The organism is Paractinoplanes hotanensis (assembly GCF_023717965.1).
GTDB classification, from domain to species: domain Bacteria; phylum Actinomycetota; class Actinomycetes; order Mycobacteriales; family Micromonosporaceae; genus Actinoplanes; species Actinoplanes polyasparticus.
On record NZ_JAMQOL010000010.1, the window covers coordinates 35672 to 57824 of the forward strand.

A 22153-nucleotide genomic window follows, 5' to 3' on the forward strand; every position below is an offset into this window, starting at 1 on the left:
ACGGGCCGGTCAGAGGGTTACGGGCCGGCTGGTGTGCCGGCCGATCGGGCGCGTGTGGAGGTGGCCGTCGTCGCCGACGGACACCTCGATGCGCAGTCCGTAGACCTCGCTGAGCAGCTCGGCCGAGAGCACGTCGGCCGGCGTGCCGGTCGCCCGCACGACGCCGGCGTGCAGGAGAACGACCTGGTCGGCGACGGCCGCGGCCTGGTCGAGGTCGTGCAGCACGACGCCCACCGCGACCTGGTGGTCGTCGGCCAGCTCGCGCACGATGTCGAGGATCTCGACCTGGTAGCGCAGGTCGAGGAAGGTGGTGGGCTCGTCGAGCAGCACGACGCCGGTGTCCTGGGCCAGGCAGGTCGCCAGCCAGACCCGCTGGAGCTCGCCGCCGGACAGTTCGTCGACGGCTCGCTCGGCCATGGCGTCGACCCCGGTCAGCCGCATCGCCTTCTCGACGTGGGCCGGGCCCTCGGCGTCGCCGGCGCCGAAGCGGCCCCGGTAGGGATGCCGGCCGTAGGCGACGACGTCTCTCACCCGTACGCCCCCGGGGGTGGGCCGGGACTGGGTGAGCAGCGTGACCCGCCGGGCGAAGTCCTTCGGCCGCAGGGCGAAGGCGTCGCCCTCGCCGTCCAGCGTGACGGTGCCCGACTGCGGCGCGTGCAGGCGCGCCAGCGAGCGCAGGAGCGTCGACTTGCCCGACCCGTTCGGCCCGACCAGCGCCACCACTTCCCCGGCGCGCAGCCGCAGGCCCGCTCCGTGCACGACGGTACGACCGTCGTAGGCCAGCGTCAGCTCGCTCCCGGCGAGCGCCACGTCCCCACTCATGAGGTGAGGCTAACCTAACCCGAGATCAACTCATAACCGCGGGTCGCCGCGCGCCCTTCCCGAGCAGCTGAACCGTGAGGACACCGAGGGCCAGCGGGATCAGCCCGAGCACGACGTTCTGCAGCAGCGCGAGATCGTCGACGACGAAGATCGCCCAATGCGGCCCCACCATCTGCTCGGCGGCCTGGAAGGCCAGGTGGAAGCCGATCGGCACCCACAACGTGTCGGTGACCGCCCGGAGCAGCCCCTGGACGATCGCGAACCCGAAGAAGGTGACGACCCGGTCGACGCTGCCGGCCGCGCCGATCAGCACGCCGAAGAGGGTGAACAGCACCGCCTGCACGAGCACGACAGCCCAGGTCGGCATGGCCAAGGCCAGATTGCGGAAGAGGTACCCCCGGAATACGAGTTCCTCGGGCAGCGCCTCGTAGAGGAAGACGAGCACGATCAGGGCGAACACCGGGAGCACCGAGCCGCGCACGTCGATCGACACCAGACCGGCCACGACGAAGACCGTGACGGCCACCGCGGCCGGAATCAGATAGCCCGCCATGCCGGCTGCCAAGAGCCTTCCCACCGTACGCGGGGAGGCCCGCCGAAGCCCGCTCCAGGGCACCCGGTCGAGATAGCGCCACGCCAGAACCACCATCGGAACAACCAGCACGGTGACCGCCACCGCCGAGAACACGTGCCGCCCGCGGTCGTAGTCGTCCGTACCGAAAAGCGCCTCGCCGGACCGGTAGATCGCCATCCAGATCGCCGTGGCCGCACCAAAAACGATCCCGGCCCGCACCGCCGCATTCGGTCGTCCCATGCCGTCGAGTCTGTCGGCGGCAGCCCGTTCTCCGCTGCCGACTTAAGTCGACCACGGCGGCCGAAAGTTCAGTCCGCGCGATCCTCCTGATAGGCCGTTCCCCCATGGGATTCCGGCGTCAGCGGCCGGGCGCCACCCTCGGGCGGCCCCGATTCCGACTGTGATCCGGCGGCCAGCTGCGGGTACTTCGCGTCGAAAGCGGGCCGCTCGGACCGGATGCGCGGCATCCGGTCGAAGTTGCGTAGCGGCGGCGGGGACGAGGTCGCCCACTCCAGCGAGTTCCCGTGCCCCCAGGGATCGTCCACTGTGACCACCGGGCCGAACCGGTACGACTTCCACACGTTGTAGAGGAACGGCAGCGTGGACGCGCCCAGCACGAAGGAGCCGAGCGTCGAGAACGTGTTGAGGAACGTGAAGCCGTCCGTGGCCAGATAGTCGGCGTAGCGCCGGGGCATGCCCTCGGCTCCGAGCCAGTGCTGCACCAGGAACGTGGCGTGGAAGCCGAGGAACGTCAGCCAGAAATGCACCTTGCCGAGCCGGTCGTCGAGCATGCGGCCGAACATCTTGGGGAACCAGAAGTAGACGCCGGCGAAGACCGCGAACACGATCGTGCCGAACAGCACGTAATGGAAGTGGGCGACCACGAAATAGCTGTCGTGCACGTGGAAATCGACCGGCGGGCTGGCCAGCAGCACGCCGGTGAGGCCGCCGAGCAGGAAGGTGACCAGGAATCCGATCGCGAACAGCATGGGCGTCTCGAGGCTGATCTGGCCCCGCCACATCGTGCCGATCCAGACGAAGAACTTCATTCCCGTCGGTACGGCGATCAGATAGCTCAGCAGGCTGAAGAACGGCAGCAGCACCTGGCCCGTGGCGAACATGTGGTGCGCCCAGACACTCATCGACAGGGCCGCGATCAGCAGCGTCGCCGACACGAGTCCCTTGTAGCCGAAGACCGGTTTGCGGCTGAACACCGGGATGACCTCGGTGATGATGCCGAAGAAGGGCAGCGCCACCACGTAGACCTCGGGGTGGCCGAAGAACCAGAACAGGTGCTGCCACAGCATCGGGCCGCCGGTCTCGGGCGCGAAGACCTGAGCCCCGAGCGTACGGTCGGCCGCCAGCACCAGCAGCGCGGCCGCCAGGAACGGGAAGACCAGGATGACCAGCAGGCTGGTGACCAGGATGTTCCACGTGAAGATGGGCATCCGGAACATGGTCATGCCGGGGGCGCGCAGCGTGAGAATCGTGGTGATCATGTTGACGGCGCCCAGGATGGTGCCCAGCCCGCTGATCGCGAGCCCGACCACCCACATGTTGCCCCCGACCCCCGGCGAGTGGATCGAGTCGCTCAGGGGCGCGTACGCCGTCCAGCCGAAGTCGGCCGCGCCGCCCGGCACGAAGAACCCAGCCACGACCAGCGTGCCGCCGAACAGGTAGAGCCAGTAGGCGAACGCGTTCAGCCGCGGGAACGCCACGTCGGGCGCGCCGATCTGCAGCGGCACCACGAAGTTGGCGAACGCGAACACGATCGGCGTCGCGAACAACAGCAGCATGATCGTGCCGTGCATCGTGAACAGCTGGTTGTACTGCTCGGGCGACAGGAACTGCATGCCGGGCCGGGCCAGCTCACCGCGCATCAGCAGCGCCATGACGCCGCCCAGGAGGAAGAAGACGAACGAGGTCGTCAGGTACATCAGGCCGATCTGTTTCGCGTCCGTGGTGCGGATGACGCGGGCCAGGAACGAGCCCCGGACCTGGGGACGGACGGGCCAGGGCCGGGCGACGACAGGCTTCGGTTCGAGAGGCTTCGGTTCGACCGCGGTCATCGTGACCTCCTCGGGCATGCCGAGGGCTGACGCTACGCCGACATTGTCAAGACCACATCCCGTACGGGCGTCAATCGACCATGAAGGACGCGGTGGTCACGTTGGGCGAGGTGGCAGCGGCGGCATCGCCGGCCGCCCGCACGACGTACCGGTAGGTCATCCCGCGGTTGCCCTGGGACAGTCCGGCCCAGGCGCCGCCGGTGGCGAAGGTCGCGAAAGTGGCGTTCTGGTCGGTGACCCAGGTTTTGCCGCTGCGGTGCTGCAGGCTGACGGTGACCTTGCCGGCGCGCTTGGGGAAGATCTGCATGGCCGCGCGCACCGCGCCCAGCGACCGGTAGCGCGCGACGCCGTTGCTGACCCGGGTGTAACCGGCGAGCTTGACGACGGCCGCGCCCGCCGTGGTGAAACGGGCCGACGCCGAGGCGGCCCGGGCGGTGCGGGTGGCCGCGGCGGCGGCCGACACAGTGCCGTTGCCGCGCCCGGCCACCGACCAGGTGGCCACACCCCGGGCGTTGGTGGTGACCGACTTGGCCACCGTCGTGCCGCCGGCGGTGACCCGGATCGTGACCGGGGTGCGCGGCCGGTTGGCCGCCCGCACGGTGACGGTCAGGTTCTTGCCGTACGCCGAAGCGGGTTTGACGGTCACCGCGAACGCCGGCCCGGCCGCGGCACCGGTCGGCGCGACGACACTCCCGGCGACGAGGGCGGCGGACACAAGGGCGGTTCTCAACTTCCTCACCGCCCCAGCATCAGCGCGTCGCGTTGCCGGCACGGTTCACGCGGGTGGCCTGTCGGTTGTTCAGGCCCGGTAGCCGTCGAAGAGCGGACCGCCGGCCCGCCCGAGCACCTCGCCGGCCACCCGGGACGGGTCGTCGCGGGCCGCCAGCCACCGAGCAGCGAAATCGGGGTCCAGCTCCCGCAGCTCGCGCAACAGCCACTTGCCGCTGCTGAGCCACCGACCCGCGAACGCCAGCGCGGCGCGGGCCGTCTCGGTCCACAGGGCGGCCGCGATCACCGTGCGTTCACCCGGGTCGGTAGCGTGCCGGTGGTCGTCGAGCAGGTCGGTCAGGCCGTAGCGCAGACGGTCGCGTTCGACCGGAGTCAGCGCCGGCGGACCCTCGGCCAGGATCCGGGCGCACCGGGCGGGCAACTCCCCGGGATCCCCGAGCAGCGGAACCCCGGTGGCGAGCATGCGGTGGGTGCTCGGCTTGCGGGCGGCCAGCTCCCGCGCCATGAACTCGGCCAGCTTGCCGGGGGTGTGGACGAACAGTTCCACCGGCCACCCCCGGAAGTGCAGGCTCTCGCGAAAGCCGGGATCGTCGGCACGCAGCACCACGATGTCCAGGTCCGATCCAGGGGTTCGGGCCGGGCCCAGCACGCTGCCGGTGAGCACGGCCCAGGTGGCCTCGGGGAAACGGGACAGCACGAGGTCGCGGGCATCGGTCAGCGGGTCCACCCGATGATCCTGCCCCGCCGGGTCAGCGACTGCTCAGACAGGGCCGCAGCACGAGTTCTCAGGACTGGCGGAGCACCGACTGGACGCCGGCCAGCAATTGGTCCCGGGTGTAGGGCTTGGCGACGATCATCGAGTCGGGTTCGAGGTTGTTGCCGGCCTCGTCGATCAGCGCCTCGGCGAAGCCGGACACGAAGACCACCCGCAGGTCGGGGCGGCGCTGCTTGGCCACCCGGGCCAGCTGGCGGCCGTTCATGCCGGGCATCACGACGTCGGTGATCATCGCGGCGATCGGGTCGTGGTGGCGGTCGAGCAGGTTCAGCGCCTCGACCGCGTCGGCCGCCGAGAGCACGCGGTAGCCGGCGCCGTCCAGGAAGCGGGCGGTCACCTCGCGCAGGTCGGCCTCGTCGTCGACCAGCAGCAGCGTCTCGCCTCCGGACGACGCCGATACGCCGCCGGGCGGCACGGGGGCTGCGGGCTGCGGGGCCGGGGGTGCGGCCTGGTCCCGTACGCCGGGAAGGGTGATCGTCGCGGTCGTGCCCTCGCCCGGGACCGAGTCCAGCATCAGCTGGCCGCCGGCCTGACTGACGATCCCGTGGGCCGTCGAGAGGCCGAGCCCGGCCGTCCCGGTCGACCGCTTCGTGGTGAAGAACGGCTCGAACGCCCGGTTCAGCACGTCGGCCGGCATCCCGCGGCCGGTGTCGGTGACCGTCACCGCCGTGCCGCCCTCGGCACCGGCCGAGGTGGCGATGCTGATCGTGCCGCCGCCCGGCATCGCGTCGGCCGCGTTGGCGACCAGGTTGACCAGCACCTGGCCGATCTGGCGGGGATCGGCCCGCACGTCGGCCGGGCCGGGGGCCAGCTTCAGCACGACCGTAGCCTCGCCGGCGGCATCATGCAGAGCGTCGAGCATCTCCCGCAGCAGGGTGTTGACGTCGAACGTCGCCGGCTGGGTGATCTCGCGCCGGCCGAAGGCGAGCAGTTGCTGGGTGAGCGCCTTGGCCCGCTCGCCGCCCTTGACCACCTGGTCGAGGTCGGCCAGCAACGACTCCGGCAGGCCGGCCGGCAACGACTCCGAGAAATCGTTGATCGATTCGATGGCGAGCGAGGTGTATCCGAGGATCGCGCCGAGGATGTTGTTGAAGTCGTGCGCGGCCCCGCCGGCCATCCGTCGCAGGCTGTCGAGCCGTTCCGCGTCGCGGCGGCGGGCGTCGTCCTGGCGGCGCTGGGTCTCGTCGCGCAGCCGTTCCTCGGCCGCGATCACGTCGGAGACGTCGTCGACCATGAGGACGCCGCCGGCCAGTTCGGCGTCGTCGTCCTGGATGTGCCGCAGCTGGAGCCGCAGGCTGCGCACCGTGCCGTCGCCGAACTCGACGCGGTGGGTGAACCGGCGCTCGGTCGCGTTGCCGAGCAGCAGGTCGAGGGCGTCGCGGCGGGCCGGGGCATCCAGGCAGGCCAGCCAGCCGCGGCCGAGCAGGCCGGCGATCGGCGTACGCATGATCTCGGCCAGCCGGGGGTTGATGTAGTCGGCCTCGCCGTCCGCGTCGACCAGCGCGATGCCGACCGGTGAGGCCACGGCCATCGCCTCGAAGCGGCGCTCCGTGTGGTGCAGCGCGCGCACCTTCTCGATCAGCTTGGCGTTGACCGCCTGCACGTGGGCCTGCGCGAAGTCGTCGGGCGGAACCACGTCGATCGAGACCGGGCCGCCGGCCAGCGCCGCGTCGACCGCGTCGAGCAGCTCGTGCGGATCCTGGGAGCGCAGCACGACCTGGCTGACCCCGCACGCCTCGGCGATGGGCCGGGTCTCGGGTTCCAGATAGTTGGCCGTGTAGAAGATCACCGGCGCCTGGGCGGCCACCTCGTCGTCGTCGGTGCGCAGCCGGTGCACGAGCTCGAGCCCGTCGATGCCGGGCATCAGCACGTCGGAGACGACCACGTCGGGATGGTGCTCGTGGGCCAGCCGCAGCGCGTCGGCGCCGTCGTGGGCCTCGATCACCTCGTGCCCGCGGTAGCCGAGCAGCATACGGACGATGTCGCGGTTCGCGGACACATCGTCGACGACCATCACCGTCGCCACCGGCGGCTCCTCATCTGCTCATGTCCGCTATAAGACTAAAGCAGGAAAGATCCCTTGTACGGTTATTTACCGTGAGTAGTCGACATGTCGTCACCGCGGTCGTCGCCGCGGGGAGCCTGGTCTGGTCCTGGCGCCGCCTCGCCCGCGGCCACGACCGCCGGCGCCTCGAGCGGTACATCCACCTCGCGGCCATCCTCGAGGAGACAGCCGCACCGGCTTTCGTCAAGACGCTCGACGGGCGCTACCGGATCGTCAGCCCCGCCTACGAGCGGCTGCACGGCATCACCGGGGCGGCCGGGCGCTTCGACCACGAGATGCACTCGCCGGACCGGATGGCCGAGATCCACCGGCACGACACCGACGTGCTCGTCGGCAACGGCCCGGTCGCGTACGAGGAGGAACTGGAAGGCCGCTGGTTCGTGACCACCCTGCACGCGCTGCGCGACGGGCGCGGCCGCCCGTACGCGATCTTCGGCGCCGGGGTCGACGTGACCCAGCTGCGCCTGGCCGAGGGCAAGTTCCGCAGCCTGCTCGACGCGTCGCCCGAGGCGATGGTCTGCGTCAGCGGCGACGGCCGGATCGTGCACGCGAACGGCCGCGCGGTGGAACTGTTCCGCTACCGGCGCGACGAGATGGTGGGCGCGGCGATCGAGACGCTGGTGCCCGGGGCCAGCCGCAAGGTCCACGTACAGCATCGCAACCGCTACTTCGCCAGCCCGTCAGCCCGGCCGATGGGCGAGGGCATGCTGCTGACCGCCCAGCGCAAGGACGGCACCGAGTTCCCGGTCGACGTCAGCCTCTCCCCCGTGCAGGCCGAAGGCAAGACGATGGTGCTGGCGGCGATCCAGGACGTCACCGCCCGGCGCATGCAGGCGCACACGAACGCGCGCCTGGCCGCGATCGTCGAGTCCTCCAACGACGCGATCGTCAGCAAGGCCCTCGACGGCACGATCCAGACCTGGAACTCCGGCGCCGAACGGCTCTACGGTTACACCGCGGCCGAGATGATCGGCCACGACGTCACCCGGCTGCTGCCGCCCGACCGGCTCGACGAGGAGAAGCACCTGCTGGCCCGGGTGACCCGGGGCGAGACACTGCCGCAGCACGAGACCCGGCGGATGCGCAAGGACGGCCGGATCTTCGAGGTCTCGCTGAGCATGGCCCCGATGCGCGACGACGAGGACCGGATCATCGGGGCGTCCACCGTGGCCCACGACATCACCGCCCGCGTCAAGGCCGAGAACCGACTGCGGGTCGAGCGCGAACAGCTTGAGATGATCATGTCGGCGGCGGCCGACCCGTTCTTCTCGATGGATGCCGACGGCGTCATCAAGGAGTGGAACCGGCAGGCCGAGCAGGTCTTCGGGTGGCCCCGCGAGCAGATCGTCGGACGCAACGTCGCCGACACCGTGTTGCCGGGCCGGTACCGCGAGGCCCTGCAGCGATTCCTTGAGGGCCGGTGGGACTGGCTGCTCGACCGGCCGACTGAGATGCTCGCCCGGCACCACGACGGCCGGGAACTGCCGATCGAGCTGACCATGTGGCGCATCCGGCACGACGGCAGCGCGCACCTGCACGCCTTCGCCCGCGACATCAGCGCCCGTCTCGAGACCGAGCAGGCGCTGGCCGAGGCGCGCGACCAGGCCATCGAGACGGCCCGGCTCAAATCACAGTTCCTGGCCTCGATGAGCCACGAGATCCGCACGCCGATGAACGGGGTCATCGGCCTGACCAGTCTGCTGCTCGGATCCACCCTCGACGATCAGCAACGACGATACGTGGAAGGGATCAGCACGGCCGGTTCGGCGTTGCTGTCGGTCATCAACGACGTCCTCGACTTCTCGAAGCTGGAGGCGGGCAAGGTGCTGCTGGACGACACCAACTTCCAGCTGCGCCACCTCGTCGACGACGTGGTCGCCCTGGTGGGGCCGCCCGGCACGACGCACACGGTCACGATCACCGGCGAGTGCGACCCCAGCCTTCCCGGGACGGTCAGCGGGGACGCGGCCAAGCTGCGCCAGGTACTGCTGAACCTCGCCGGCAACGCCATCAAGTTCACCGCGTACGGCACTGTCTCCATCACCGTCACCTCCGACGCCGGCCGGCAGTCGGGCCCCGACGGCATTCCCGTCCGGTTCGAGGTTCGCGACACCGGCATCGGCATCGACCGCCGCGAGCAGGAGAAGCTGTTCGAGCCGTTCACCCAGGCCGACGCGGGCACGACCCGGCGGTTCGGCGGCACCGGGCTGGGGCTGGCCATCTCGCGCGACCTGGTCGAGCTGATGGGTGGCACGATCGGCGTGCAGAGCGAGCCCGGCCAGGGCAGCACGTTCTGGTTCACGGTGACGTTGCGCCCCGCCCGCGCCGGCGTCGACCTCGCGTCGAGCCACGCCCTCGACGGCCTGCGGGTGGTGATCGTCGACGAGGACGAGACCGACCGGGCCGTGCTGGCCGACCAGCTGGCAGCCTGGTCGATGCAGGCGACCGGCGTCGAGAGCAGCGAGGCCGCGTACCAGATCCTGCGCGACGCCGCCGCCACCGGCCGCCCCATCGACCTGGTCATCCAGGACGTGCGTACGGCCGGCCTGAGCACCCCCGCCCCCGAGGGCACGCCCGCGCCCAAGACCATCCTGCTCACGAACGACCCCACGGCCCTGCCGTCCGAGCCCGATCCGCAGGCGGTGTCGGCCGCCTTCACCAAGCCACTGCGCCAGTCCCAGCTGTACGACGCCCTGGTCGGCGTCCTGGACGTGGCCGAGTCCCCGGCCGAGACGCCGTCGCTGCCTGCCGCCGGCCGGGGCCACGTGCTGCTGGTCGAGGACAACGAGATCAACCGCACGGTGGCCCTGGGCATCCTGGCCAACGTGGGCTACAGCGCCGACGTCGCCGTGAACGGCCGCGAAGCGGTGCGGATGGCCGCCGCCCGCGACTACCAGCTCATCTTCATGGACTGCCTGATGCCCGAGATGGACGGGTTCGCCGCCACGGCCGAGATCCGCCGCCAGGAGGGCCCGGGCCGCCACGTGCCGGTCATCGCCCTGACCGCCAGCGCCCTGGCCGAGGACCGGGCCCGCTGCCTGGCCGCGGGCATGGACGAGCACATAGCCAAGCCCCTGGTCCCGGCTCAGGTGGCCGCCGCCCTGGCCAAGTGGGCCATCCCCGCGGCTGCCGGCGGCTCCGGCGTGCTCGCCCAGATCGAGGCCCGTGTGGACCAGCTACGCGGCCCCGACCCCGCCCAGAGCACCCCCGTCATCGAGGGCCTGCTCCGCAAGATGATCGACCGCATCCCCGGCCACATCGAGAAGATGAGCCAGGCCCTGGCCCTCGACGACGCCCCCACCCTGCGCAACGAGGCCCACCAGCTCAAGGGCATCATGGCCAACATCGGCGCCGCCGACGCCGCCACCGCCTGCGACCACTTGGAGAACCAGGCCCGCCTCGGCAACCTGGACACGGCCGTCGAAGCGCTGGCCGCACTCCACCCCGAGATCGACACCGTCCGCAACGCCGTGGACATCATTCTTCGCACGCCCGTGGGTACGACGCCCGCTTGACCTGCACCGCCGGATCGTCAGGCGCGCTCGAGGTGGGCTGCCATCGCCGTCATCAGGCGCTCGCGGGCGTCGACCTCTTTCAGCCGGGCGTCGGTGGCCTGGCGGCGCCACATGTCGCGGGGGGCTGTGGATGTCGCGCGTGCTCGCGATGGGTTCCTCGCCCGCCTCGGACTGCTTGCTCAGCGCGTACCGGAGCTTCTCGTGGCGGTCGAGCCACGCTTCGAACGCCTCGCGCACGGCGGGCTCGGCGAACAGGCCAACCAGCACACGGGCGCGCACAAGGTCCTCGTCGTCCGCTCCGGCTGTGCTGACCCGCACCACCGTCGTCGCGATCTCGACGTACGAATCCTCGAGTCGGCTGTCGCGGCGGTCGGCCCCGGCCTGGGTGTGGCGCAGCTCTTCCAGTCGACGGCCCTGGTCGGCGGTCAGTTCGGCCAGCGCCTGGGCGTGCCGGTTGCTCTCGCGCGCGAGCTCGGCAGTCTGCCGCTGGCTGCGTACGCTCGTGGCCCAGCCGAAGAGCAGGCCGGCCACCGCCACCACTCCGCTGCCCACCGGTGTGATCCAGTCCATCGGATCAGTCGGCGCAGTAGCGGCCGTCGTAGGCGGAGCCGTCGATGACGCCGCCCCACTTGACGCACGAGCCGTCCGCCACCGGGCCTGCCTTGGCGCCGCCCGCGGAGAACTCGTCCTTGCGCCGGTCGTTGGCCCGCGGCTGCCCGTCGACCTCGGCGTAGGCCGACATGGAGATCTTCTCGCCGTTGCTGACGCTGCGGAGCGTGACCGTGCAGACCTGCTCGCCCTCGTTCAGCGAGAGCAGGTGGACCTGCCCGACCTCCTGGCCGTCGCCGTCGCGCACCTTGCCCTGGTCGACCTCCTGGAAGTCGTCGCCGCAGAGCGCCTCGGCGGTGATCGGGTTCTCGGTCTCGGTCTCGCTCGGCTCCGGTTCCGGTTCTTCCGTGGTCTCGGTCGGTTCCGGCGCCGGGTTCTTCGTGCGCGGTGTCGAGGCGGGCTTGCGGGTCTTGGGCGGCTTGGTCGACGGGCTGGTGTCGCCGGCGATCACCCCGTTCGACGACGTGTCCTCGCCCGCGCTGTCGGACATGGCGAAGGCCACCCCGATGCCACCCACGCCCACCACGACCGCGGCGATGGCCGACGCCAGCACGATGTTGCGGCGACGGTTGCGGCCGGCGGCCGAGCCGGGGCCGGAGCCGGAGCCGCGGTCGGAGTCGGCCACGCCGGCGCCCGGCAGCGGGATCGCGGCCGCCCCGGCGGCGGGCATGCGGCCCGAGGACGTGCCGTAGCCGGCCTGCGGCGGCACCCCGGCCGAGGCGCGACCGGCCTGGTAGCCGCCGGACGATACCGGGCGGGCCGATCCCGTGTTCTGGTAGCCGGGCGACACCGGCCGGGCGGAACCGGTGTTCTGGTAGCCGCGCGGCGGCACCGCTGGAGCGGGCATGCGGCCCGAGGTGGCCGGGCCGGGCTGGCCGTACGGGCGGGTGGCCTGGGTGTTCGTCGGGCCCTGGAAGCGGGTCGCCTGGGTGTTCGGCGGGCGGCCCGGGGAACGAGCCACGGTGGCCATCTCGGCCGCGCTCGAGAAGCGCTGCGACGGCTCCTTGGCCAGGGCGCGCAGCACCAGGGCGGCCACCGGCGGCGGCACGTCGGCGGGCAGGGTCGGCAGATCGCCGTACACCAGCTGGGACATGACCTGCAGCGGATTGTCACCGACGTAGGGCGGCCGGCCGGTGAGGCAGCAGTAGGCGACGGCGCCGAGGGCGTACACGTCGGTCTGCGGGCCGATCTTCTTGGCCTCGGCCTGCTCGGGGGCCATGTAGTTGACCGAGCCGAGCACCACGTTGGTGCCGGTCAGGCCGGCCCCGGCTGCGGAGCGGGCGACCCCGAAGTCGACCAGCACGATCGCGCCGTTGCGGCGGACCAGCAGGTTGGCCGGCTTGACGTCGCGGTGCACGATGCCCGCCTCGTGGGCGACCTGCAACGCGTCGGCCACCTGGGCCACGATCGTCATCGTCTCGCCCGGGCTGAGCCGGCCCGCCTGCTCGATGCGCTTGGCCAGCGAGATGCCCTCGATGAACTCCATCACCAGGTAGTCGGTGCGGTTGCCGCCGACCTGGGCGTTCTCGCCGTAGTCGTACACCTGCACGATGCCGGGGTGGCGCAGCGCGGCCATCATGCGGGCCTCGGTGCGGAACCGCTGCAGGAACTCGCGGTCGGCCATCAGGGCGGGCAGGATCGTCTTGACGGCGATCGGCCGGTGGAGCATGAGGTCCTCGCCGCGCCAGACCTCACCCATGCCACCGGCGGCGATCCGCTGGGTCAAGCGATAACGGTCGTTGAGCATGGTTCCCGGGGACAGCACCCGGACATGCTACTCAAGCCGAACAACCCCGAAAGGGAGCGGCCCGGCCGACGCGGGCCGACTCCGGCCGGCTGACGGCCGGGCCACGAGGAGCGGCCCGGCCGACTCCGTGGGGACGGAGAGGGCCGGGCCGCGGGGAGCGCCGGAGGGTCGACCCGCTGGGTCAGGCCTTCCCGGCCGGCGCTGGTTCGGGCGCGGTGTCGGCGGGCGAAAGCGGAGAGTCATCATCCGCATGTGGATCGTCGAGCATGGTGGCCTCGTCGAACGGGTCGTCGCCGGTCAGCACCGCGCGGGTCTTGTCGCGGTCGATCTCGTTGGTCCAGGTGCCGACCAGGACAGTGGCGACCGCGTTGCCGGCGAAGTTGGTCAACGCCCGGGCCTCGGACATGAACCGGTCGATGCCGACGATCAGGCCGACGCCGTCGACCAGCTCGGGGCGGTGGCTCTGCAGGCCGCCGGCCAGCGTGGCCAGGCCGGCGCCGGTGATGCCGGCCGCGCCCTTGGAGGCGATGATCATGAACACCAGCAGCGAGATCTGCTCGCCGACGCTCAGCGGCTGATCCAGCGCCTCGGCGATGAACAGCGAGGCCATGGTCAGATAGATGGCCGTGCCGTCGAGGTTGAAGGAGTAGCCGGTCGGGACGGTGATGCCGACGACCGGCTTGCTGATGCCGAGGTGCTCCATCTTGGCGATCAGCCGCGGCAGCGCCGACTCCGACGACGAGGTCGACAGGATCAGCAGGAACTCGCGGCTCAGGTACTTGAGCAGGGCGAAGATGTTCATCCGGGCGACCAGCCAGAGGATCGCCGCGAGGATGACGAAGACGAAGATCGCGCAGGTGACGTAGAAGCCGAGCATGATCTGCGCGAGGCTCTTGAGCGCGTCCACCCCGGTCTCGCCGACCACGGCCGCGATCGCGCCGAACGCGCCGATCGGGGCCAGCCACATGATCATGGCGAGGATCTTGAAGACCAGTCGCTGGATGGTCGTGACGGCCCGCAGCACGGGCTCGCCCCGGCGGCCCATGCCCTGCACCGCGAAGCCGACCAGCAGCGCCACGAGCAGCGTCTCCAGGACCTCACCGTCGGTCAGCGACGAGAGCAGGCTGTTGGGGATGATGCCGAGGATGAAGTCGGCCAGGCTCTCGTCGGCCGCGCCGCCCGCCGCCTTCTGACCGGCCGCCGCCGAGGCCGGATCGAGGTGCAGCCCGGCGCCGGGGTGGATGATGTTGCCGACCACGAGGCCGATCGCGAGGGCCACGGTCGACATGACGAGGAAGTAGCCGAGGGCCAGACCGCCGACGCGGCCGACCTTGGCCGCCTGCCGGATGGAGCCGACGCCCAGGACGATGGTGCAGAAGATGACCGGGGCGATCATCATCTTGATCAGGTTGACGAAGCCGGTGCCGATCGGCTTGAGCTCCTTGGCGACATCCGGAACCACGAGTCCGAGCACGATGCCGGCCACGACCGCCGCGATGACCGCCAGGTAGAGGTAGTGCGTTCTGTCCCGCCTGACCCGCGGGGTGGGGCTCTGGGTCTCCATGGAGCAGACTGTGTCCCGCGTCTCACCTCGAGGGCGACATTGCGTTCATTCTGTTCACTGCCGGGAACCGAGACCGAAACATGCCGATTGCAAGACGGTGGAGCATCGCGCGCCAGCTCTTCGTGCTCCAGGCGCTGGTGGTGACGGCCCTGGTCGCGATCGGCACGGCCGGCGCGGTGCTGCTGGCCCGCGACGACACCGAGCAGGCGGCCACCGACCAGGTGACCGGGATCGCCCAGGCGATCGCCCACAACCCTCTGGTCGTCGAAGCCGTGCGCACCGCCGATCCGTCGCGCGTGCTGCAGCCGTACGCCGAAAGCGTCCGCCTGGCCACCGGCACCGACTTCATCGTGGTGATGGCGACCGACCGCACCCGGTACACGCACACCAATCCCACCCTGATCGGCCGGCGGTTCATCGGGACGATCCAGGGCGCGCTCGACGGCGGCACGGTGATCGAGAAGAGCGTCGGCACTCTCGGCGAATCGGTGCGCACGGTGGTGCCGGTGCGGGACGACGGCGGCCGGGTGATCGCGCTCGTGTCGGTCGGCATCCGGACCCACGCGATCAACCAGAAACTGCTGAGCCGTACGCCCGCCGTTGCCATCCCGACGGCGCTGGCGCTATTGCTCGCGGCGGCCGGGTCGTGGCTGCTCAGCCGTCGGCTGCGACGCCAGACGCACGGCCTCGGACCGGCCGAGATGACCCGGATGTACGAATATCACGACGCGGTGCTCCACTCGGTGCGCGAGGGTCTGGTCGTGGCCGACCGCTCCGGCCAGGTGACGCTCGTCAACGACGAGGGCCGGCGGCTGCTGGGCGACGGCGACCTGCCGCCCGAGATCAGCGAGCTGCTCGCTTCGAAGACAACGGTCGAGGACGAGCCCGTGCTGGCCGGCGACCGCATCCTGATCGCCAACCAGCGGGTGATCCACTCCGAGGGACAGACCGTCGGCACAGTGCTGACGCTGCGCGACCACACCGAGCTGCGCGCGCTGACCGGCGAGCTCGACTCTGTCCGCGGCCTGACCGAGGCGCTGCGCGCACAGGCCCACGAGTCCGCCAACCGGCTGCACGCCGTGCTCACCATGGTCGAACTGGGCCGCACCGAGGAGGCCGTGCGCCTGGCCACGGCCGAGCTCGAGGCGGCGCAGCAGCTGACCGATCAGGTGGTGGGCGCGCTCAGCGAGCCCGCGCTGGCCGCCCTGCTGCTGGGCAAGTCGGCCCAGGCCGCCGAGCGCGGTGTGCAACTGGTGGTGGACGATGCTTCCCGGCTCGGCAGCACCCCGCTGCCCAGCCGTGATCTGCTCACGGTGGTCGGCAACCTGGTCGACAACGCGCTGGAGGCGGTGGCCGGCACCGAGCCGCCGAGGGAGGTGACCGTGCTGGTGGTCGAACAGGACGGAGCTGTCCTCGTGCGGGTGGGCGACACCGGGCCCGGGCTGTCGTCAGCCGACGCGTTCCAGCGGGGCTGGTCGACCAAGGCCGAGGGTCGCGGGCTGGGTCTGGCGCTGGTCAAGCAGGTGGTGGACCGGCACGGCGGCAGCATCGACCTGGCGGGCGCCGCGGGTGGGGGCGCGCTGATCACCGTACGGCTGCCGGTGCGCCCGCTTCCCCCAGCTCACTCGCTTCCCGCAGCGCCGGAGACGGCGTGATCGCCATCCGGCGGCTGGCCGCGCAGCCTCTTCCCGCAGCACCGGAGACGGCGTGAGTGCCATCCGGCGGCTGGCCGCGCAGCCTCTTCCCGCAGCACCGGAGACGGCGTGAGTGCCATCCGGGGGCTGGCCGTGCAGCCTCTTCCCGCAGCACCGGAGACGGCGTGAGTGCCATCCGGGGGCTGGCCGTGCAGCCTTTTCCCGCAGCGCCGGAGTCGGTGTGAGTGCCATCCGGGTGCTCGTTGTCGAGGACGAGCCGCTTCTGGCTGAGGCCCACGCCGCGTACGCGGGAAGGGTCGAGGGCTTCGAGGTGGCCGCCGTCGCGCACACGGCGCAGCGGGCGATGGCCACGCTGCGCACGACACCGGTCGACCTGGTGCTGCTCGACCTGAACCTGCCCGACATGAACGGGCTCGAGCTGACCCGGGCCCTGCGCGCGGGCGGGATCGGCGCCGACGTGCTGGTCGTGACGTCGGCGCGAGACCTGGCGGTGGTGCGTTCGGCGGTCTCGCTGGGCGTCACGCACTACCTGCTCAAGCCGTTCACGTTCGCCACCTTCCGGGAGAAACTGCTGGGGTACGCCCGGTACCGCGCCCACATGCTCGGCGTGGAACCGGTCGCGGCACAGCACGAGATCGACCGCGCCTTCGCGGCGCTGCGCGGAGCCTCCCCCGACTCGCTGCCCAAGGGACTCGACCAGGGCACGCTCGACCTGGTGCTCGGCGTGCTGCGCGGCGCCGCGGACGCGACCGGGCTGTCGGCGGCCGAGGTGGCCGCGCGGATGGGCGCCTCCCGGGTCACCGCGCGGCGCTACCTGGAGCATCTGGCCGAGGCGGGGCAGGTCGCGCGGAGCCCCCGCTACGGCGGGCCGGGGCGCCCCGAGGTCGAGTACCGCCGCGTCCGGTAGCCGGTCAGCCTTCCGCTGCGTTTCGGCTGCCCTTCAGCTGGGCGGGACTTCAGCTGCCCTTCAGCTGGGCGGGCCTTTAGCTGGGCGGGCTCAGGGCGGCGAAGGTCGCGGCGGTGGTGGTGCCGTAGACGAGGTGAGCGCTGAGGTCTTTGGCCAGCGTCACCCGGTCGTACTCGTAAAGGGGCTTGTAGAGGCCCGCGGGCGGGAGCACCGCGTAGCCGGTGAGCCAGACTCCGGCGCCGAAGGGCGGGCCGTAGGTGACGCGCGGCTTCGGCAGCGAGCCGGCCAGCACTCCGTACGCGGCACCGTTGAGGATTCCGTAGCCCCAGTGCGTGATGTTGTTGACCAGCGCGGCCTGGCTGTCGGGAAGTTTGCGCTGGAAGAGGCCCTCGTACAGGCGGCGGCCAACCTGGGCCGGCGCGGGCGCGTCGTCCCAGGTCCGCACGGTCGACGAGAACTCCCAGGCGAGGAAGCTGTCCTGGCCGCCGCGGCGCTTGTATCGCCAGTAGAGCAGCGCGTCCATGGCGAGGGTGCCGACCGTGCCGGCGACGAGGCCGCGGATGACGGCGCCCAGAGGAGTCGTGCGGGTCATGGGACTTCCCTTCGTCGTGCTGGTTCCCCTCAGACTGCCCGCCGGCTGCGGGAATGGGGCTCGGCGTAACGGACGTCTCACTGCCGGCCCAGCCGTACAGCGCATGAATGATTCGGCATGGTTATTGTGAACCCATGGCAACCGAGAGGGCGGTCACTCCGATGGGGACGGTCTCGTTCCGCCTCGGGCTACTCGGGGTCGCGCAGGATGCGCTGTACGCGTCGCGGCTGGCCAACCTCGAGCTGAAGCCGAAGCACGTGGCGCTGCTGTGCATCCTGCGGTTGCGGGACGCCGGGTCCCAGATGGAACTGGCCGGCCTGCTCGGTGTGGCGCCCAGCCTGGTGGTGCTGCTGGCTGATCACCTCGAGGAGCGGGGTGCGATTCAGCGCGTACGCGACCCGGCCGACCGCCGCCGGCAGAGCCTCCGCCTGACCGAGACGGGGCTGCGGCTGCTCGCGTCGGCGACCGAGGTGGCCGCCGAGCTGGACGAGGAGCTGGCCGCCGACCTGCCGGCAGGCGACCGGGCGGCATTCAGCACCGCCCTGGACCGCCTGCTGGAGGCATCCCCGCACCGTTCCTGACCTCGGCCCCGAGGCCGATCGGCACCACGGCGAACGGGCGCCCGGGCGCCCGGCGGTCCTGCCTGCGCTCTCACGCTAGCGGGGTGCGGCAACCGTCGCCGCCGCCTGCGCACTCACGCAAGCCGGGTACGGCAACCGTCGCCGCCGCCTGCGCACTCACGCAAGCCGGGTACGGCAACCGTCGCTCAGTCCGCCGTGCAGCAGCCGTCGGCGCAACCCTCGGGATTCCCGGTGTTTCCGCGGGCGATCGGTGGGGTGCAGCAGGCGTCGCCGCGCCAGGCCTCGCGGCCTTCCTTGACCGCGACGGCGGCGATGATCAGGGCTGCTACCGGGTCGGCCCAGCTCCAGCCGAGCACGCTGTTGAGGGCCAGGCCGACCAGCAGGACTGCGGACAGGTAGGTGCAGAGCAGGGTCTGCTTCGAGTCGGCGACGGCGGTGCGGGAGCCCAGCTCGCGGCCGGCGCGGCGCTGCGCATAGGAGAGGCCGGGCATGACCGCCAGCGAGGCGGCGGCCAGGAGCAGGCCGACCGTCGAGTGCCCGGCCTCGGCGCCGGTGAGCAGGGTGCGTACGGACTCGAAGGTGACGTAGCCGGCCAGCGCGAAGAACGAGAGCGCGATGACGCGCAGCGCCGCCTTCTCGCGGGCCTCGGGGTCGTGGCCGCTGAACTGCCACGCGACCGCCGCCGCCGAGGAGACCTCGATGACCGAGTCGAGACCGAAACCGATCAGCGCGGTGGAGTTGGCGACGGTGCCGGCCGTGATCGCGACGACAGCCTCGACGACGTTGTAGGCGATCGTGATGCCGACCAGCACGCGGATCCGGCCGGCCAGAACGGCACGCCGCGACGGGCTGGGACCGAGCTGCAGAACCATCAGCAACCACCCTTCCTCTCACCGGCGACGCCGAGCCCGCGACTCATCTCGCTGTCACCCGTGGCCAGAACCACACCGAACCAGCCCGCCATCGGCAGCGCTCCGTCGCCTCGCAGCCGCCGCACGCGCAGCGAAGACCAAATCGACCGGCCATCAGCAGCAGCTCTCCGTCTCGCGGTCGCCGCGGCACAGCCAAGACCGAAACGGACGGCCGTCAGCAGCCCTCCGTCTCTCGGTCGCCGCAGGCGCAGCCACGACCTCATTGGTCGGCCATCAGCAGCAACCCTTCGTCTCGCGGTCGCCGCGGCACAGCCAAGACCGAAACGGACGGCCATCAGCAGCCCTTCGTCTCGCGGCCCAGACCGAATTGGCCGGTTATCAGCAGCAGCCCTGGGTTTCGCTGTCGGGGCAGGCGGCCGCGTCGACCGCCAGGACCAGGCCGAGCAGGTCGCCCAGGGCGTGTCGCAGGCGGCTGTCGGCCAGCTCGTAACGGGTGCGGCGGCCCTCGGGCACGGCGACGACCAGGCCGCAGCCGCGCAGGCAGGAGAGATGGTTGGACAGATTCTGCCGGGTGACGCCGAGCAGGTCGGCCAGCTCCGCCGGGTAGCCGGGGGCGTCGCGCAGGGCCAGCAGTAGCCGCGCCCGGGTCGGATCGGACAGGGCGTGACCGAATCGGGCGAGCACCTGACCATGGGCGACCGTCTGCATGCGGCCGACAGTACAGTGATTAATGTATTCAGTGGAAGATGAATCAACAACATATCTGAATCGGATTCCGACGCCGCACTGATCAGGATCCGGGCGATGTGGGATTCTTCCGCCATGACGACGCCGCAGCCGCCCGAGCCCTTCCAGCGCCCGACGCCCCCGCCCGGGCCGGACGCGGAGCCGGCGACCGGCGAGTCGCCATCGCAGCCCGACCCCGCGCCCGCAGGCGAAACGTTCCAAACCAGCGCGGGTCCCACAGCCAGCGAGCCGCCCCAGCCCGGCCCGGCGCCGTCCCAGACTGACCCCGCCTCGACAGCGAACGAGCCGTTCACCACCGACCCGACGCCGACAGCCGGCAATCCACTCCAGCCCCACGAGGCTCCGACAGCCGGCGATCCATTCCAGCGCCGCCCAGCGCCAGGCGACCCGTTCCGAGCAGGGCAGGCGCCAACAGGCGGCGAGCTGTTCCAGGCGAGCCAGGCACCCACGGCAGGCGAACCGCTCCCAGCGGGACAGGCACCAGCCGCAGGCAACCCGTTCCCAGCGGGACAGGCACCAACGGCAGGTGACCCGTTCCAGCCCGGCCCGGCGCCAGGCGACCCCTTCCAAGCGGGACAGGCGCCCACGGCAGGCGATCCATTCCAGCGCGGCCCAGCGCCAGGCGACCCGTTCCAGCCGGGCCTCGCCACCACTGCGGGTGGACAGCAGGTTCAGAACGGCGGCGGAGCGGCGAAGCCATCCCGGGCGTGGCTGATCGGAGGCGCCGCGGGGGCGGTGATCGGCGCGCTCGTCGTCGGGATTCTCTGGGCGGCCAGCTCGTTCGTCAGCGGCGGCAGCGACGGCGACGCGGCCGAGGACGCCGCGGCAGCGTGTGGGGTCTTCCAGCGCGTGCCCGACGACTGGAAGCGGGAGACCGTCACGGAGGAGAACACCTATCAGCTCGGCGGGGCCATCGCGCTGGCTCAGGCCGCCGGCCAGCGGGACGCGAAGTACCGCGCCCTCGCCACTCAGGCCCAGCAGGTGCAACAGGCGGTCGTCAGTTTCGACATCGGCCGGGTCAATCAGTTGGTCGTCGACGTCCGCAACACCTGCGACGAACTCTGATCAGCGCTCGGCCAAGGCAACGAACTCTGACCAGCGCCGAGCCGACGCGACGAACTCTGATCAGCGCTGGGCCGCGGCGTCGATCTCGGCGCGCCGCCGCCGCACCAGGCCGTCGAAGGCCTCGTCGGGCAGCGGCCGCGCGTCGCTGAACTTGATGCCGCCCTTGGTCGAGCGGTAGCCGTCGAGACCGGCGACGACCGCGGCCACCACCTCGGCGCTGAACGGGAAGACCGAGTATCCGTGCTTGGCCGCGACGACGCTGATCGGCGGCTTTCCGCGGTAGCGGTGCGCCGCCATGCCGTAGCTCGCGCCCTCTTCGGCCTCGGGCACGAGCTCGGTCACCCGCTCCCGCAGCCGTTCCAGCATGGCGCGGGCCGGCTCGTCGACGCTCCCGATGTAGTCGGTCACCTCACCCATGGGTCTCATGCTGCCGTACGCCGCATGAGAACGCCGATCATCGCCGTGCTCTGCCGGCGGGTGAGCAGGATGCGGCCGGCCGCGGCCAGGAAGCGGTTGGCCCGGCCGGCGATGACGCTGGGTTGCCCGTTGCGGCGGGACAGCGCCTCAAAAGCGGTCTCGACCACCTGCTCGGCGGTCATCCGGCGGCTGCCACCGTCCGCGGCGCCGCCCGCGACGTCGAAGAACTCGGTCTCGGTGGCACCCGGTGACAGGGCGAGCACACGCAGGCCGGTGCCGCGCGACTCGTACCAGAGCGCCTCGGTGAAGCTGAGCACGAACGCCTTGGTCGCGCCGTAGACGGCCATCGTCGGGTTGCCCTGATAGGCCGCCATGCTCGCCACGTTGATCAGGAAGCCGTCGCCCCGGTGGCGCAGGCGCTCGATGAACGTACGGCTGATGTCGACGACGCTCGTCACGTCGACCGCGATCTCCTGGCGCAGCCGCTCCGGGTCCTCCTCATGGAAGGCGCCGTGGGTGGCGAAGCCGGCGTTGTTGACGACGCTGGTGATCTCGATGCCGCGACGGCTCAGTTCGTCGTCGAGCGCGGCGCCGACTCCGGGCGTGCTCAGGTCGAGCGCGATCACATGCGTCCGGACCCCGTGCAGCGACGCGGCGAGCGCTTCGAGCCGGTCGCGCCTGCGCGCGACCAGCACGACGTCGGCCCCGCGGGCGGCGAGACCCCGGGCGAAGGCGGCGCCGATGCCCGAGCTGGCACCCGTGACGAGAACGGTCTGGTTGCGGTACTCGATCGGCTTCATGGTGTCACGGTAGGCCCGGTTGGCACTGAGTGTCAATCAGTCACTGCT

19 protein-coding genes are annotated in these 22153 nt (G+C 71.3%); 6 read left to right on the top strand and 13 right to left on the bottom strand.

Features of this window, described 5'->3' with window-relative positions:
* Positions 1-9: 9 nt before the first annotated feature.
* The 6 genes from LXN57_RS08135 to LXN57_RS08160 all read right to left on the bottom strand — a co-directional run bounded on the left by LXN57_RS08135 (position 10) and on the right by LXN57_RS08160 (position 6995).
* Complete coding sequence (locus tag LXN57_RS08135) at positions 10-822, bottom strand: ABC transporter ATP-binding protein (protein WP_251797400.1); 813 nt, start codon at positions 820-822, stop codon at positions 10-12.
* Positions 823-847: 25 nt separating this feature from the next.
* Positions 848-1636, bottom strand: coding sequence for a CPBP family intramembrane glutamic endopeptidase (locus LXN57_RS08140; RefSeq protein WP_251797401.1), 789 nt, complete (start codon positions 1634-1636; stop codon positions 848-850).
* A 68-nt stretch (positions 1637-1704) separates the two neighbouring features.
* Positions 1705-3465 (bottom strand): aa3-type cytochrome oxidase subunit I, encoded by a 1761-nt coding sequence (gene ctaD / locus LXN57_RS08145; protein ID WP_251797402.1) that lies wholly within the window; start codon positions 3463-3465, stop codon positions 1705-1707.
* A 70-nt stretch (positions 3466-3535) separates the two neighbouring features.
* Positions 3536-4204: a hypothetical protein gene (locus tag LXN57_RS08150; RefSeq protein ID WP_251797403.1), complete on the bottom strand. Its 669-nt coding sequence runs from the start codon at positions 4202-4204 to the stop codon at positions 3536-3538.
* A gap of 60 nt (positions 4205-4264) precedes the next feature.
* A complete protein-coding gene (locus tag LXN57_RS08155; protein WP_251797404.1) occupies positions 4265-4921 on the bottom strand; it encodes a nucleotidyltransferase family protein in 657 nt (218 codons plus the stop codon).
* A gap of 58 nt (positions 4922-4979) precedes the next feature.
* A complete protein-coding gene (locus LXN57_RS08160) occupies positions 4980-6995 on the bottom strand; it encodes a response regulator (protein WP_251797405.1) in 2016 nt (671 codons plus the stop codon).
* A 71-nt stretch (positions 6996-7066) separates the two neighbouring features.
* On the opposite strand from LXN57_RS08160, the gene LXN57_RS08165 reads away from it, so the two are divergent.
* Positions 7067-10549, top strand: coding sequence for a PAS domain-containing hybrid sensor histidine kinase/response regulator (locus LXN57_RS08165; protein ID WP_251797406.1), 3483 nt, complete (start codon positions 7067-7069; stop codon positions 10547-10549).
* A gap of 201 nt (positions 10550-10750) precedes the next feature.
* Complete coding sequence (locus tag LXN57_RS08170) at positions 10751-11167, top strand: hypothetical protein (protein WP_251797407.1); 417 nt, start codon at positions 10751-10753, stop codon at positions 11165-11167.
* Here the strand turns inward: LXN57_RS08170 and LXN57_RS08175 are convergent.
* Both LXN57_RS08175 and LXN57_RS08180 read right to left on the bottom strand, forming a co-directional pair.
* On the bottom strand, positions 11124-12923 hold the full coding sequence (locus tag LXN57_RS08175) for a serine/threonine-protein kinase (RefSeq protein WP_251797408.1): 1800 nt from the start codon (positions 12921-12923) through the stop codon (positions 11124-11126). The two genes, LXN57_RS08170 and LXN57_RS08175, sit on opposite strands and share 44 nt — an antisense overlap.
* A gap of 163 nt (positions 12924-13086) precedes the next feature.
* Entirely contained in the window at positions 13087-14469 is a 1383-nt protein-coding gene (locus LXN57_RS08180) for a cation:dicarboxylate symporter family transporter (RefSeq protein WP_251797409.1), read from the bottom strand.
* 80 nt (positions 14470-14549) lie between these two features.
* Here LXN57_RS08180 and LXN57_RS08185 point away from each other — a divergent pair, with 80 nt between their 5' ends.
* The gene (locus tag LXN57_RS08185; RefSeq protein ID WP_251797410.1) at positions 14550-16124 is read left to right on the top strand and encodes a sensor histidine kinase; all 1575 of its coding nucleotides are present in this window, start codon (positions 14550-14552) and stop codon (positions 16122-16124) included.
* 220 nt (positions 16125-16344) lie between these two features.
* Entirely contained in the window at positions 16345-17031 is a 687-nt protein-coding gene (locus tag LXN57_RS08190) for a response regulator (RefSeq protein ID WP_251797411.1), read from the top strand.
* Between the two features lie 76 nt (positions 17032-17107).
* Here LXN57_RS08190 and LXN57_RS08195 read toward each other — a convergent pair whose 3' ends face one another.
* On the bottom strand, positions 17108-17623 hold the full coding sequence (locus LXN57_RS08195; protein WP_251797412.1) for a DUF1440 domain-containing protein: 516 nt from the start codon (positions 17621-17623) through the stop codon (positions 17108-17110).
* A 134-nt stretch (positions 17624-17757) separates the two neighbouring features.
* On the opposite strand from LXN57_RS08195, the gene LXN57_RS08200 reads away from it, so the two are divergent.
* Entirely contained in the window at positions 17758-18204 is a 447-nt protein-coding gene (locus LXN57_RS08200) for a MarR family winged helix-turn-helix transcriptional regulator (protein WP_251797413.1), read from the top strand.
* 185 nt (positions 18205-18389) lie between these two features.
* Here the strand turns inward: LXN57_RS08200 and LXN57_RS08205 are convergent, their stop codons facing one another.
* Together LXN57_RS08205 and LXN57_RS08210 are read right to left on the bottom strand one after the other, a co-directional pair.
* Positions 18390-19076: a cation efflux transmembrane domain-containing protein gene (locus LXN57_RS08205; RefSeq protein ID WP_251797414.1), complete on the bottom strand. Its 687-nt coding sequence runs from the start codon at positions 19074-19076 to the stop codon at positions 18390-18392.
* 378 nt (positions 19077-19454) lie between these two features.
* Complete coding sequence (locus LXN57_RS08210; RefSeq protein ID WP_251797415.1) at positions 19455-19784, bottom strand: ArsR/SmtB family transcription factor; 330 nt, start codon at positions 19782-19784, stop codon at positions 19455-19457.
* A gap of 774 nt (positions 19785-20558) precedes the next feature.
* On the opposite strand from LXN57_RS08210, the gene LXN57_RS08215 reads away from it, so the two are divergent.
* Positions 20559-20888, top strand: coding sequence for a hypothetical protein (locus LXN57_RS08215; RefSeq protein WP_251797416.1), 330 nt, complete (start codon positions 20559-20561; stop codon positions 20886-20888).
* Positions 20889-20948: 60 nt separating this feature from the next.
* Here the strand turns inward: LXN57_RS08215 and LXN57_RS08220 are convergent, their stop codons facing one another.
* Complete coding sequence (locus LXN57_RS08220; RefSeq protein WP_251797417.1) at positions 20949-21305, bottom strand: iron chaperone; 357 nt, start codon at positions 21303-21305, stop codon at positions 20949-20951.
* A 5-nt stretch (positions 21306-21310) separates the two neighbouring features.
* A complete protein-coding gene (locus tag LXN57_RS08225) occupies positions 21311-22105 on the bottom strand; it encodes an SDR family NAD(P)-dependent oxidoreductase (protein ID WP_251797418.1) in 795 nt (264 codons plus the stop codon).
* Positions 22106-22153: the final 48 nt, after the last annotated feature.